This window comes from Mesobacillus maritimus, from assembly GCF_044803185.1.
GTDB lineage: Bacteria > Bacillota > Bacilli > Bacillales > Cytobacillaceae > Mesobacillus_B > Mesobacillus_B maritimus_B.
Window position 1 is genome coordinate 3098764 of the sequence record NZ_CP085225.1, and the last position, 13019, is coordinate 3111782.

Annotated in this window: 13 protein-coding genes, 4 tRNA genes and 2 other RNA genes; 1 reads left to right on the forward strand and 18 read right to left on the reverse strand. The window is 40.0% G+C overall.

The window, feature by feature from the left end; all coding sequences use genetic code 11:
- Positions 1–48: 48 nt before the first annotated feature.
- The 9 genes from LG336_RS14910 to LG336_RS14950 all read right to left on the reverse strand — a co-directional run bounded on the left by LG336_RS14910 (position 49) and on the right by LG336_RS14950 (position 3925).
- Positions 49–648: a hypothetical protein gene (locus tag LG336_RS14910; protein ID WP_404328287.1), complete on the reverse strand. Its 600-nt coding sequence runs from the start codon at positions 646–648 to the stop codon at positions 49–51.
- Positions 649–822: 174 nt separating this feature from the next.
- A tRNA-Gln gene (locus LG336_RS14915) sits at positions 823–894 on the reverse strand.
- 54 nt (positions 895–948) lie between these two features.
- A tRNA-Ser gene (locus LG336_RS14920) sits at positions 949–1037 on the reverse strand.
- 12 nt (positions 1038–1049) lie between these two features.
- Positions 1050–1125 (reverse strand) — tRNA-Ala (locus LG336_RS14925).
- A 9-nt stretch (positions 1126–1134) separates the two neighbouring features.
- A non-coding RNA gene (ssrS, locus tag LG336_RS14930) (6S RNA) lies at positions 1135–1317 on the reverse strand.
- 51 nt (positions 1318–1368) lie between these two features.
- Positions 1369–1730: a transfer-messenger RNA gene (gene ssrA / locus LG336_RS14935) on the reverse strand.
- Positions 1731–1738: 8 nt separating this feature from the next.
- Positions 1739–1829, reverse strand: a tRNA-Ser gene (locus LG336_RS14940).
- A gap of 252 nt (positions 1830–2081) precedes the next feature.
- Entirely contained in the window at positions 2082–3197 is a 1116-nt protein-coding gene (locus tag LG336_RS14945) for a M20 family metallopeptidase (RefSeq protein ID WP_404328288.1), read from the reverse strand.
- A 251-nt stretch (positions 3198–3448) separates the two neighbouring features.
- Entirely contained in the window at positions 3449–3925 is a 477-nt protein-coding gene (locus LG336_RS14950) for a hypothetical protein (protein WP_404328289.1), read from the reverse strand.
- A 1018-nt stretch (positions 3926–4943) separates the two neighbouring features.
- On the opposite strand from LG336_RS14950, the gene LG336_RS14955 reads away from it, so the two are divergent.
- Complete coding sequence (locus LG336_RS14955; protein WP_404328290.1) at positions 4944–5921, forward strand: 3'-5' exoribonuclease YhaM family protein; 978 nt, start codon at positions 4944–4946, stop codon at positions 5919–5921.
- Between the two features lie 47 nt (positions 5922–5968).
- Here the strand turns inward: LG336_RS14955 and LG336_RS14960 are convergent, their stop codons facing one another.
- From LG336_RS14960 to LG336_RS15000, 9 genes are all read right to left on the reverse strand, one after another.
- Complete coding sequence (locus LG336_RS14960; RefSeq protein WP_404328291.1) at positions 5969–7387, reverse strand: NAD-dependent succinate-semialdehyde dehydrogenase; 1419 nt, start codon at positions 7385–7387, stop codon at positions 5969–5971.
- A 72-nt stretch (positions 7388–7459) separates the two neighbouring features.
- Positions 7460–8632 (reverse strand): CaiB/BaiF CoA transferase family protein, encoded by a 1173-nt coding sequence (locus LG336_RS14965; RefSeq protein WP_404328292.1) that lies wholly within the window; start codon positions 8630–8632, stop codon positions 7460–7462.
- Positions 8633–8719: 87 nt separating this feature from the next.
- Positions 8720–9118, reverse strand: a complete 399-nt coding sequence (locus tag LG336_RS14970) for a PaaI family thioesterase (RefSeq protein ID WP_404328293.1) — start codon at positions 9116–9118, stop codon at positions 8720–8722.
- 79 nt (positions 9119–9197) lie between these two features.
- Positions 9198–9971: a carboxymuconolactone decarboxylase family protein gene (locus LG336_RS14975; RefSeq protein ID WP_404328295.1), complete on the reverse strand. Its 774-nt coding sequence runs from the start codon at positions 9969–9971 to the stop codon at positions 9198–9200.
- A gap of 11 nt (positions 9972–9982) precedes the next feature.
- On the reverse strand, positions 9983–10480 hold the full coding sequence (locus LG336_RS14980) for a flavin reductase family protein (protein WP_404328296.1): 498 nt from the start codon (positions 10478–10480) through the stop codon (positions 9983–9985).
- Positions 10481–10523: 43 nt separating this feature from the next.
- Positions 10524–10787 (reverse strand): hypothetical protein, encoded by a 264-nt coding sequence (locus tag LG336_RS14985; protein ID WP_404328298.1) that lies wholly within the window; start codon positions 10785–10787, stop codon positions 10524–10526.
- A gap of 33 nt (positions 10788–10820) precedes the next feature.
- Entirely contained in the window at positions 10821–11357 is a 537-nt protein-coding gene (locus LG336_RS14990) for an NADPH-dependent FMN reductase (protein WP_404328299.1), read from the reverse strand.
- Positions 11358–11412: 55 nt separating this feature from the next.
- Entirely contained in the window at positions 11413–12183 is a 771-nt protein-coding gene (locus tag LG336_RS14995; RefSeq protein ID WP_404328301.1) for an SDR family NAD(P)-dependent oxidoreductase, read from the reverse strand.
- A 12-nt stretch (positions 12184–12195) separates the two neighbouring features.
- Complete coding sequence (locus LG336_RS15000; RefSeq protein WP_404328302.1) at positions 12196–12990, reverse strand: enoyl-CoA hydratase-related protein; 795 nt, start codon at positions 12988–12990, stop codon at positions 12196–12198.
- Between the last annotated feature and the right edge of the window lie 29 nt (positions 12991–13019).

Below are 13019 nucleotides of genomic sequence, written 5' to 3' on the forward strand. Positions count from 1 at the left end.
ATTATGCACAATGCCGCCAATCCGATTAAGCGGGTGTTATCGCAGTTCTTAAGAGAGTCCTCCCCCACCCTTTTCCTCAAAACATAACGCTAATTTTTGGATTAACTCTTTGTGGTTCACCAACCAATCTTGTATTGGAAGGACGGCAAAGTAAGCAGCTGGTTTTAACTCAACGTATAAACATTCATCATAGAGCAAGCTGATACTCAAATCCCTTTGAGGTTTCATTTCTTTTTCCATAAGCCGATTCGCTAATCCTGTGTATATTTCTTGACCATATACATCAAAAGACCTTTCAATCGCAAACCGTCCAGCAAAGCTCCCCCACCAAACTTTAAAGGATAAATAGAGTTCATTGTATACATTTAAACTTTGATCATTTTCAGCAAATAAACTCTTATAAAATATGGTTTTCTCATAGAAAATGGTTTGGTCATGAATTGGATACTCGGAAATTCGCTTTGATACTTGACTCCAAACCTCTTTAAAACTCATTTCAAAGTCTTTTCGAAACTCACACTTTGAAGGGATGTAGGGGTATTTTATTTGTTCCCTACTTTGATTTTGATTAATAAAGATATTTTGGATATAGATCAAAAAATTTAATGAGTAGGAAGCTTCTGTTCTCATTAGCAATGTATTTCCCATGTAATGCACTCCTTATTGGGCTACTTTTAAGTATTACAATAATGGAGATTTTTTTCAACGCTTGTTCAACTATAATAACCATGTTGCCTGGGATTAATAGTTCACTAAATCTCTGATAACCAAAAACACTGAACCCAAAAGAGTTCAGTGTTTTTTGATGTCGTGCTGTATGTACTGGGCTAGCAGGATTCGAACCTGCGAATGACGGAGTCAAAGTCCGGTGCCTTACCGCTTGGCTATAGCCCAATGTAGCAATTAGATTATGTAGGCAAATCACATTTTATACAAAAAAAATAAACCTGGCGGAGTTGGAGGGATTCGAACCCTCGCACGCTTGCACGTCTACTGCATTTCCAATGCAGCCCCTTCGGCCACTTGGGTACAACTCCAGTATTTAATTTTGGTGGAGCCTAGCGGGATCGAACCGCTGACCTCCTGCGTGCAAAGCAGGCGCTCTCCCAGCTGAGCTAAGGCCCCATATTTTTAGGCAATCCCACTTATGCCGTTCTCCCAAGATGTTTTATCAACCCGCTAACTCGCAGGTGGGTTTCCGCATCATGATTTCTGCTATCCTACACAAGTAGGCGCAGCATCCATCACTCCATATAGGAATCCCGAATAAATAGTACGGTTAAAAACATAAAAGGCTAACGTACACGGCAGGACTGACGTAAATTCTGATGCCGGCTAAAGGACTTTCACCCTCTAGCACGGCGTATTTGGTGGAAATGATGGGAGTCGAACCCATGTGCAGAAATATCGCCACTTATACGTCTACGAGTGTAGTCAGTTACTTAGGTTTCGCTTGCTTCTTTAGCCTACTGACTGGCATGGAAGCCGCTAGTCTGGTTGTTCTCTTCCTTTTTCCTCAGACGGAGAAATCCGGCGTAGTCCACTAAGTTTGAGTCCCTGCCCCTACCACATGGACGATGGAGGGAGGAACCGCTATCGACTGTTTTTAGGCAGCGAAAGCGAAGTTGTTTTGTTGTTTGCCAGTTATAGGCGTTGACGTTTTCACGTGGCCGATCCCCACGACTCGCAATATAAGCTCAAACTATTCCTGTCGATACCAGGACATCCCCAGATAGAATGGCGGAGAAGGAGGGATTTGAACCCTCGCGCCGGTTGCCCGACCTACACCCTTAGCAGGGGCGCCTCTTCAGCCACTTGAGTACTTCCCCATTACTTTCGAATAGCAAAAAATTACTTTTGAAAGACGATGTCGTGAATGTGTATCACGTATCGTGTGAATACAATATATCATGGGTGGAAACCTCTGTGTACCTGTAAATTTTTGTAACTTTGGGACCTTTATCCTATTTAAAGCAATTGGGACAGGTAACTTGACTCGTTAGTAAGTAACGGACTTTGATTCGTTGTGAATAGCTGTTTCGACTACGAATAAATGACGGATGACAACCTGTCCCTCCCCCTTAAACCTCAGCAATCCCTTTAAAAAGCTCAACGGCTGTTTCAATGAGTTCATCACGGAAATCATATTCAAATGTATGGATGGGCGGATACTGTTCGCCGTTTCCAATGAAAACCATGGCACCCTTTGTGAGTTTCGTATAATGACCAAAGTCCTCAGAAGCACGAAATGCTTCTGTCATTTCAGACAGAAAAAGCCCCTTTACCTGGCACACCTCCCGAACCTTGTCCACACTTTCCTTGTGATTTACAGTCTCCGGAAACTCATCGGTAAAAGAAAAGCTCACTTTTAATCCGTATTTCTCAGCCTGCTCAAACGCTAAAGCTTCAAGGTTTTTCTGAAGTTGATCTAACTCTTCTTCATATAAAGCGCGGATCGTTAACAGCAAGTTTCCTTTACTTGCGGCAATTCCGAAAGCTCTTTCGCCTATATCAACTTGAATCACCGTACAGAGCAGCAATCCTTTGTTTTTACCTGAGGCAGTGAACTCTGGAATTTTCTCAATAATCTTTGCTATCGCAAACGCAGGGTTAACGCCTGTTTCTGGCTGACTTGCATGAGCAGGAGTACCCTCCATGTGGATTGTCATCCCCTTTGAGGCACAATGTGCGGTCCCATCAATGACATTCACAGACTTAAACGGCATCCCGCTCATGTTGTGGTAAGCAAAGATTTCGTCAATATTGTTTTCTTCTATAAAAGAAGCACACTGGATTGCACCATCTCCTGTCTCCTCAGCATGTTGAAAAAGGAAGAAGATGTTATGTTCGGCGCCCTTTTGATCGACTTCCAGGGCAAAACCAGCAAGGCTAGCACAATGCCCATCATGGCCACATTTATGCGAGACGCCCGGGAACTGCGAACCATACGGGAGTTCAAGCGTTTCGTCAATTGGGAGTGCATCCATATCGGCACGAAACGCCAGATTTTTTTTACCCTCCCCGGAATGATAAACACAATAAAACCAAGAGCCTTTATCAACCAGTTCAAGGTTTGTATGGACTTGAAGAAATTCCATCAAATGCTGTTTCGTCCATACTTCGTGATTAGAAAGCTCCGGATGCTGATGCAATTCATGTCGTAGCTGTTTGACCAAATCTAGATTTTTACTTTCCATAAACTCTTAATCTCCTAACATCATGGATGTGACAAATTGCCCAAAAACAACTTTTTACTAAAATACCCTGATAGCCTTCTTACTTGCCTCTATAAATCTTGTTAATTTCTAATAATTATAATACATTTTGTATATTTATCCAGACTATTTATAAAAAAAACACATGTCATTTCAACATGTGTTATCGTTTTTATCCATTTAGGAATCTCACTCAAACGCTTTTATGAATGATCAAAAGCCTACACTCCGTCTTAAAGAAAAATATCCATACTATCTACTAAATTATAATTCTTTGCTTCCTCTAACAAATCCTCTTTGATCATTTTCGCTAGCTTTAGCCTACTATTATCTATCGTGCGAATGAGATCTAGGCCAGAGCGATGCTCCATAGCCGGGAACTGCTCGATGATAATCTCTTGATATTCTGGTTCATCAATGACGCCAAGGTCAAGAAGGTCATCTTCCCGATCAATCACGTTTTTTGCGGCACGGATAATCGCATATAAGCTAAATAAGCCTGTAAAGTATTTAGGAGCACCATCAATTTTGAAGAAAATGCTGTGGCTTCCTGAATTTCTAATCAAAAAGGACGTTTGAATAAACGACTCTGCAAAGACAGTATTCTTATGTACGTTCCCAACTATTTCGTACACTTTCCCTTTATGTAACCCATGAAAATTTTTTCTCAGTAATTCTTCCTTTGTTATATACTCGATTTCTCCATACATGGTGGGCACCTCACTCTTTTTATATAATTGATTAGTAGAAAAATTGAAGGCGCTATTCCCTTTCTATCCTTCAAATACACCTTCAAGTAAAAATAAATACAAATTATCCCCTTAATTTGCCTATCCCACCTGAGACATCTGGGGCTTCTACTAAGATAGTTTATTCATTAAATGGTTCAAAATGTCAAGGTTTATTTAAAATTATCTTAAATAGGAAAAATGACACCTTGAAGAAAGATGCTTATTTTGAAGGGCCTTTTGAACATTCAATATAAAAGTGCAGGAACTACCTATTTTCACTTATTTAGTAAAATATTCTCTAAGGTCTGTCCATCCTTTTGATCTAAATTCCAATAAACCTCATCTTTATTATTGCAAAAAATTATACAAAAAGGACACTGATGATACTATAGCTATTCGTTTTCTTTGGCAAGAGAACAACTCCCAACATAAAGAATTTATTTTTATTATATAAAATTATCTATCAGACCCATAGCTTTCTTCCTTAATTAAGATTGTTTCTGACTTTTTTTCTCATGATTCCATTTCTTTTTTCAATCTATCTTTAAATTTTCTTGTTTATGGAAAGACTATTTTCACACCTAGATGGAAACACAAACACCCCGTGTATAAGCATGCACGGGGTCCTTTTCATGAAACATCATGGTTTTACAACCATTCATGCGAAAACAACTTTATTAAAGAAGGCTGTTTTCGTAAAGATCGTTGTTAAAATTGTAAAAATCTTAAAGCCGATTTTTACTACCTAAAGCCGATTTTAACGCAAGGTAAGGGATTTTGTACGTTATAGTAAGTTTGCAAGCTCTTTTCTCATAATAAAAAGCTATTTTGCAGTGAAACGAAGCTTTATCCATCCTATTTTGTATCCAAAAGCAACAAAGTTTGAGAAAAGAGCCTTAAAGTAAAGGAAAAGTACATATGTTCCTGATATGGTTTAAAAGAAGCGATTTTCATTATATAATCGTATCTAGAGAGAAAAAATTGGGGGGGAAGTGTAATGTCAGTCAATTGTTTATTAGAACTAACACCAGGGAATTCCTTTGAGGGGTTTTGCCTTGTAAAAGAGGTTAAACCGGATAAAACCAAAAAAGGCGATCCGTACTTAAATGTGACGGTTGCAAAAAAACATAAAATGATAGCCTGCAAGCTTTGGAACAATGGGTTTGGAGGGAGAACGGTTGAAGAGCTATTAACCGTTTTTACAAATGGTGCAATGTTGTATATGTCTGGTGATGCTTCTGAATATAATGGACAAGTTCAGATGACCATTAACGGCTTCCGTTTAGCCGAAAATGGCGAGGTAGATGTTAGTGAATTTATTGAAGCTGCCCCTGAATCTGTGGAAAGCATGGAAGCTGAAATTCGGTCCTACATTGATGACATCAAGATTCCCATCTTACATCAAATCACGTCTGAATTATTCGAGGACCATAAAAAGCTGTTTATGCACCATGTAGCTGCAGTGAAAATGCACCACAATTTTAGAGGTGGCCTTGCTTATCACACTCTTTCCCTGTTACGAATCGCCAAAAATATTTGTGACCAATATGGCGAGGCTGTAAACCGGAGTAAAATGTATGCCGCTTTAACTTTGCATGATATGGGAAAAATCATTGAGATGACAAAGGATTTTACTGCCCCAGAATATACACTCTTTGGTCAATTCTTAGGACATATCCAAATTGTAAACCAAATGATTGACCGGAAACTTGTCGCCATCCGCAATGAGCGCTCCGTTTCCTTAGAAGAAGTGACCGTTGTGTATGAACTCATGAATATCATTTCCAGTCACCACGGTCCGCTAAGCAATGGCTGGGGAAGCACAGCAGAACCCATCACATTAGAAGCCCATCTATGCCATATGATCGACAACATCGACGCGAAAATCAATATGATTTCCAAGGCAACGGCAGATATGAAAGAAGGCGAAGTTCAAAAGGTTTGGGGACTTGGGAAGGTGTATAAGCCGAAGTAGGCCGAATAGGAAGGAGCGGAGGGACACTGTTGTCCCTCCTATGATTGTTAGAATTGATGTGTGATTGTTTTTAACTCAATATAGTCTTCTATGCCTTGTCTTCCGCCTTCACGCCCAATTCCACTTTCTTTTATTCCTCCAAAAGGTGACTGGACAGTAAATGGGTATGGATCATTAATCCCTACCATTCCATATTCCAATTTTTCTGCCACTCTTATTGCTCGAGATGCATCTTTTGTATAGAAATAAGAAGCTAACCCATAATTGATATTATTTGCTTTCTGTATGACCTCTTCTTCTGTTGTAAAACGAATCAGTGGTGCAACAGGGCCAAAGGTTTCTTCATAGGTAATGACCATTTCTTCGTTTACATCCCCAAGCACAGTCGGTGGATAGAAGCTTCCTTTGGCGAACTCTTTCCCATCAAGTGTTATGCCTCCACATAGTAATTTCGCTCCTTTATGGATCGCATCATCAACCTGTTCAACCACCTTAATAACTGCAGATGGATTTACTAATGGCCCGATTGCAGTAGACTCTTGTAAACCATCACCAATGACCAATTCATTTGTTTTTCTAGTGAATTTCTCTGAAAATTCATTATAGATGCTGTCATGTACATAGATTCGATTGGCACAAATACACTGTTGACCAGCTGAGGTGAATTTACTTTTAATAGCTCCTTCAACAGCCAAATCAATATCGGCATCATCAAATACAATAAAAGGTGCGTGTCCTCCTAACTCCATGGAAACACGCTTCAGAGTATCTGCAGATTGTTTAACAAGGACTTTTCCTACCTCTGTTGAACCCGTAAAAGTGATTTTCCGAACTGCTTCATTCTCCATAATAGTTCCTATTATTTCTTTTGTGCCGCCAATTAATAGATTGATAACTCCTTTTGGGAGACCCGCTTCATCCATTATTTTCACAAGTTCTAGAGAGGAAAGGGGAGCTTCTCTTGATGGACGTAAAATAACTGTACACCCTACCGCAAGTGCTGGACCCAATTTTCTTGCGCCCATTGATAAAGGGAAATTCCAAGGTGTAATGGCAGCAACTACCCCTATAGGTTGTTTCATTACAGAGATTCGTTTGTTCGTTACTGGTGCTGGAATGATTTCCCCATAAACACGACGTGCCTCTTCCGCAAACCATTTGAAAAAGGCAATTGCGCTATCAACCTCACTCCGTGCATTTACAATTGGCTTCCCCATTTCTTTTGTAATCGTTTGAGCTAAATGTTCTTTCTTCTCAATCAGCTTGTCAACAACCTTATTTAAATAAACGGACCTCTGATCGCCTGATAGTCCTGCCCATAAAGGAAAAGCCTCCTGCGCAGCCTGAATGGCGTACTTCGTTTCCTTTTCCCCTACTGTATATACCTCACTGATTGTTTCTCCGTTTAAGGGATTTGTGACCCTTAGTCTCTCATTACTCGTAATCCACTCCCCATTAATGTACATTTAAGATGGTCCTCCGGTTTCATAAATTTTTAATATTCATAAATTGATAGAGACATAAAACAGCTTATCCGTTCAAATAATAGCGTTATTTTTCAGTCGTTCAATCTCCTCTTCACTGTATCCAAGCTCTTGCAGAACTTCGTTCGTGTGCTCTCCCATTAAAGGTGGATGATATCGGGCGCTCGTTGGGGTCTCAGAAAATTTCACAGGAAATGCAGGCACTTTTAAATTAGGAATGTTCGGGTGTTCAACCTCCATCATAGCCTCTCGTGCAATCACCTGTGGGTGTGTTAGAACTTCGTCAATCGTTTGAATCGGACCGCACGGAACTCCGACTTTTTCTAGCCTCTCGATGATTTCGTGGCTATCCATTTGTGATATTCTTTGCGCTAAAGTCTGTTCGAGTTCATTTCGGTATTTTACCCGGTCATAATTAAAGGTATATTTCTTATTCATTAATAGGTCATCCCATTCTAAACCAATGCATAACTTTTTCCATAACCCATCATTGGCAACGGCTATGATAACCTCCCTATCTGCTGCGTGGAAAGCTCGATACGGCACAAGGGACGCATGAGCGGTACCCATTCGGCTCGGATAAGTTCCTTCAGCAAAGAAACCCGTTGCCATATGGTTTAATAGCGCTACTTGACTGTCTAATAAACTGACATCCAAATATTGCCCTTTCCCAGTTTGCCTTACACCATGAAGTGCACTCGATATGGCAAGCGCCGCGAACATTCCTGTTGATAGATCCGCGATCGACATTCCTGCCTTTACTGGTTTATCTTCTTCACCCGTTATACTCATCAAGCCCCCAAAGCCTTGCATGAGTACATCGTAGCCTGGACGGTTCTTTTCTGGACCGGTTCGACCGAATCCCGATATCGCACAGAAAATCAGTCTTGGATTGATATCTTTTAGGGCATCATATCCTAGACCTAGCTTCTCCATTGTTCCTGTCCGGAAGTTTTCAACCACCACGTCTACGTCTTTGACTAGACTTTCTACAATCTTTCTACCTTCCTCGGATTTTAAATCAAGCGTAATGCCTTTTTTATTTCGATTGGCAGCAAGATAATAGCAACTTTCCTCATTCCATTTAGGCGGAATAAACTTTCTAGATTCATCGCCGATTATTGGTTGTTCGACTTTAATCACCTCTGCTCCCATATCAGCAAGCAACATGGTCGCATATGGTCCGGCTAATGTTCGTGATAAATCTAAAATTTTGAATCCTTCCATCGGTAAATTCACCTTAACAGTCCTCCAAAGGTCACAAAATAGTAACACCTAGCCTAATGGCTCTTACTAAAAATGTAATTCCCCCTACTAACTACGAGCTCGACTTACCTTAAAGGATCCTAATCCAATACTGATCATTTCCCCGCTCTCGTTGAAAAGGCGTGCCTCCATACAAGCTACACTTCGGCCATTTTGAACCATCTCTGCAGTAGCATAAATGGTTTCGTCTGCTCTAACTGCTTTGATAAATTGTGAGGTTAATGAAACGGTTGCATAAGACGCTTCACCAATGAGCAGTTTTAAATTGATGCCCATGACGGCATCTAACAGAGATGTAACGACTCCACCATGTAAAATGTTGTTGCCATTTAACAAATCGTTCGTTACTTTTAATTTGATCCTTGCCTGCTTTTCTTCTATCGAATCTACTTTTAACCCAATCAAATTCCAAAAAGGCATTTCCTCATATCTCGCTATTAGACTCACTTTATATCCACGCCTTTCTGCTTCTGGTTTTTTTACCCGCAATCTTTGAAAAAAAACGCAGATAAATCAGCGTTTTTCTTCAAGATTGACTATTACGTTTTTTCACTTCCTCTAATAAAATTGGGATTCCCATTAATAAAGTATGAAAGCCTTGAGCGGAGGTAAGTTGGTAAACTTCTAAAATTTCCTCTTTCGTTGCCCCGTATTTCAATGCATTCTTCAGATGTACTTGAATCCCTTTTTCGAATAAATGGGTTGTAGACGAATCAATCGCAATATAGATGAATTCAATTACTTTCGGCTCTAATACCCCTTTTTTCCAAGGTCCTGTCAAAAAGTTCGTATAAGCCTCAAAGAATTTCTCATCCATTTGAAGTAAGACATCTCGAAAGTCGTGCCAATAGCCCATTTGTTCGATAAATTCGGCCTTTAGTTGCCGCTGTTTCTCAGAAAGGTCCACTCCCTTTTCTGGATCGATAACGTCAAACTCCTCAACCATTAACGGAACACCGACAGCACAAGTATGCACCCCTAGAATACTCACAATCTTTAAAACTTCTAGTATTTCTTCACGACTTGCCCCAAGGCGTAGTGCATTCTGGATATGAATTCTTGTCGCTGGACTGGATAGATGGGTAGGAGAAGAACAAATCGCGATATTAATGAGTTCTTTTATCTTTGGTTCTAGGACTCCTGTCTTCCATGGAACCGAGGTGAAGTCTGAATATATTTCAAAAAACTCCTCATCAAGGTGTAATAATTGCTCACAAACTTCATTCCAATACCCATTCACATTCACATCCATAAAGGCTTTCTTTAGCTCCGACTGCCTTTCATTATACTGTGTCACCATTCAGTCCCCCACTATTCCCATTCCTGTGGAACGTTGCCTACTTTTCTTCTAAAATAAAGCATAGGCTCCTGTTCATTTTTATTTAAATCGATCACTTCTCCTAATAGAATATAATGATCGCCAGCATCGATCTGTTGAATCTTTTTACATTCAAAAGTGGCAAACACATTCTCTAGTACAGGTAGATTGTTTTTGGAAAGAGCCCAAGGGTGCTTAGAGAATCGATCTTGTTCGGATTTACTAGCGAATGTCCAGCAAACCTCCTGTTGATCTCCAGCTAAAATATTGACTGCAAATTTTTCAGCTTTTTGAAACACTTCGCAGCTTCCAGCATTTTTATCAATACTCCATAGAACCAAGAGCGGGTCAATGGATACAGAAGCGAACGAGTTTACCGTTAAGCCAATCGGCTTATGATTTCCGTCTAATGTCGTCACGACGGTTACTCCTGTTGGATAACTCCCCATGATATCTTTAAATAATTGTGCTGGTTCACTTTTTACTGCCATAGAAATTCTCCTCCTTGTATTAAGCAATAAAGCTATGATTCTATTACATCGCAACTTGATCAAAATACTCTGCTAGCTTATCGCGTAAGCCTCCATTCCCAAACCTGACTTTATTCTTTTCGTTCCTATCATTTAATAGGATAAAGTTTAGGATGGCTTTTCTTCGCTTTAAAATGTCTACTAAACCTTTGTTGTAAAACCATTTATCAATCTCGTTGTATACGCCACGGTTTATGCCAAATTCATCTTTACACATTTTTTGAAAAGAATAGTCTGTCAAATGAACACTATATTTTCCATTCTCCATACGCTACCCTCTCCTTCATGCATTAGTAATTTCCTATGACACTGTGTGGTTGCATCTTTCACCAAAGTCTTTTGCTAAAACCATCAATTGTTCTTGTATTTCTGGATTATTTAGATGATTCTGTTGATTAAAATCGTTTGAAGTCACAAACACATTGGTAGGAAGCGCATTCATTTTTAAATAATGAATGATCGGTTTTAAATGCTTCTCAATCGCCTGACTATGTTCAGGATTTCCACCATTCGCCACTAATGCAATCGGCTTCGCTTCAAGACTCTGTACGGGGACTAAGTCTAAAAGGTTCTTCAGTGCACCTGGAATGGAACAATGTAGGATAGTGGTACCTAGAACATAACCGTCAGCTCCGTCAATTTTGCTTATAATCGCTTTAGTATCATCGTTATACTTATCTAGTGGCCTACCATCACAGAACTCTAGCTTGAAATCTTTTAAATCAATCATTTCGATTTCAAATTCTGGGTACTGTTTCTTTATTTGGTTTACTAGATACTCTATCACTACACTCGTCTTTGAACCCACTAAAGTCCCGCTTATTCCTAATATCTTCAAGTTTTCCCCTCCATTCATTCAAAGTCTGATTGACTCTTTCTAAGTGCTTTTTAGATTAAACCACCGGCGCCCCAGAAACATAAATGACCTGGCCAGTCACATAGTCGGCCTCTTCTGATGCTAGGAATAAAATGACGTTGGCTACATCTCCCGGTTGTCCGACTCTCCTAATGGGATTTCGGTTGATCATGTTCTTTTTATATTCAATAAAGTCTTCGATTCCACGATTCTTAGCCAATGCCTCCGAGACCTTACTCATCTCCGTTTCAATAAACCCTGGGGCCACTGCATTCACGTTTATTCCATTTGGCCCCAATTCAATCGCGAGCGTTTTCATCATTCCTTGAATTCCCGCTTTAGCTGCAGAATAGTTGACACGGCCAGGGGCCCCTACTGCCGCTTGAGATGAAATCATGACAATCTTTCCGTGACCTTGTTGCACCATATACTTTTGTACGGCTTGTGAACAAATAAAACTTCCCTTTAAATTCACATCTAAAACGAAATCCCATTCTTCCTCAGTCAACTGACCTATTAAATTGTCTTTCAATGCTCCTGCATTATTTACTAAAATATCTATTTTTCCAAACTCACGATGAATATGCTCCATACAGCTTTGAACTTCTGTCCGATTGGTTATATCTACATGAAAGGTCAAACACTCACCCTTAGTCTGCTGAATCCAAGAAGCTGTCTCCGTTGCTCCTTGATCATTCACATCTAGTACAGCGACCTTTGCTCCATTTTCAGCAAACTTTATTGCAGTGGTTGCGCCAATACCCTGAGCACCGCCGGTAATGATGACTACTTTATCCTTAAACCGCATTCGCCTCTACTCCTAAACCTCTTGATTATTAAACCATTCAATGGCACCTTTAAGCCCAAGCTCTTTAATTTTCTTATGAACAAGCTTAATTCCATCAGCCGTATGAATAATGGCATCCTGTTCCGGACCAAACATGACACCCGTTCTGAATCCTTGTAATTCCATCATGCGATTATGTGCTTTTTTCTTTAGCTTTAAGATATCTAGCGGAGTCTTTGCAATTCCACGAGCAATTTTCAATGTTTCTTCTTCTAGGATCTCTTTGCTAAAGCATTTTGCGGCAAATCCATAATCAGTTGCTTCTTTCCCGGTAATCCGGCTGCCAGCCGTTAAATCGAGCATTTTTGCACGCTGTGGTCCTACATGCCATCCCCAGTAAATTCCTACAAACCCTCCACCTAGAGGTAAGGAAGGAAACCCGAACGTTGCCTCTTCATCGGTAATGACAATATCACAACAAGCAAGGAGCTGCGTCCCACCAGCAAGGGCAAACCCTTGTACTTGTGCAATAATTGGTTTTGGGTACTCCCAAACCCTTAACCAACGTCTAGTAAAGGCTTCTAAATTATCTCTATCCTCTGTAACCGATGGCTCTTTGTATTTGCCTACATCATAACCAACACTAAAGGCACGCCCATTTCCTTTTAATATAACAACACTGATGCTATCATCTTTTTCGATCTCCTCTAAGGCTATATCCAAATCATTGAGTAAATCTGCATTTAAAGCATTTAATTTTTCAGGTCTATTTAAAATGACGTAAGCAATTCTTCCAACCTTTTCAATAAAAACACACTTTTCAGACATTTAAACATCCATCCTTTTTTTTTGATATT

Bases quoted from the DNA above. Each gene is read 5' to 3' on its own strand.
- LG336_RS14950 (WP_404328289.1), bottom strand. From the start codon at position 3,925: ATGTATGGAGAAATCGAGTATATAACAAAGGAAGAATTACTGAGAAAA.
- LG336_RS14995 (WP_404328301.1), bottom strand. From the start codon at position 12,183: ATGCGGTTTAAGGATAAAGTAGTCATCATTACCGGCGGTGCTCAGGGT.
- LG336_RS14955 (WP_404328290.1), top strand. From the start codon at position 4,944: ATGTCAGTCAATTGTTTATTAGAACTAACACCAGGGAATTCCTTTGAG.
- LG336_RS14965 (WP_404328292.1), bottom strand. From the start codon at position 8,632: ATGGAAGGATTCAAAATTTTAGATTTATCACGAACATTAGCCGGACCA.
- LG336_RS14910 (WP_404328287.1), bottom strand. From the start codon at position 648: ATGGGAAATACATTGCTAATGAGAACAGAAGCTTCCTACTCATTAAAT.
- LG336_RS15000 (WP_404328302.1), bottom strand. From the start codon at position 12,990: ATGTCTGAAAAGTGTGTTTTTATTGAAAAGGTTGGAAGAATTGCTTAC.
- LG336_RS14975 (WP_404328295.1), bottom strand. From the start codon at position 9,971: ATGGTGACACAGTATAATGAAAGGCAGTCGGAGCTAAAGAAAGCCTTT.
- LG336_RS14960 (WP_404328291.1), bottom strand. From the start codon at position 7,387: ATGTACATTAATGGGGAGTGGATTACGAGTAATGAGAGACTAAGGGTC.
- LG336_RS14980 (WP_404328296.1), bottom strand. From the start codon at position 10,480: ATGGCAGTAAAAAGTGAACCAGCACAATTATTTAAAGATATCATGGGG.
- LG336_RS14985 (WP_404328298.1), bottom strand. From the start codon at position 10,787: ATGGAGAATGGAAAATATAGTGTTCATTTGACAGACTATTCTTTTCAA.
- LG336_RS14945 (WP_404328288.1), bottom strand. From the start codon at position 3,197: ATGGAAAGTAAAAATCTAGATTTGGTCAAACAGCTACGACATGAATTG.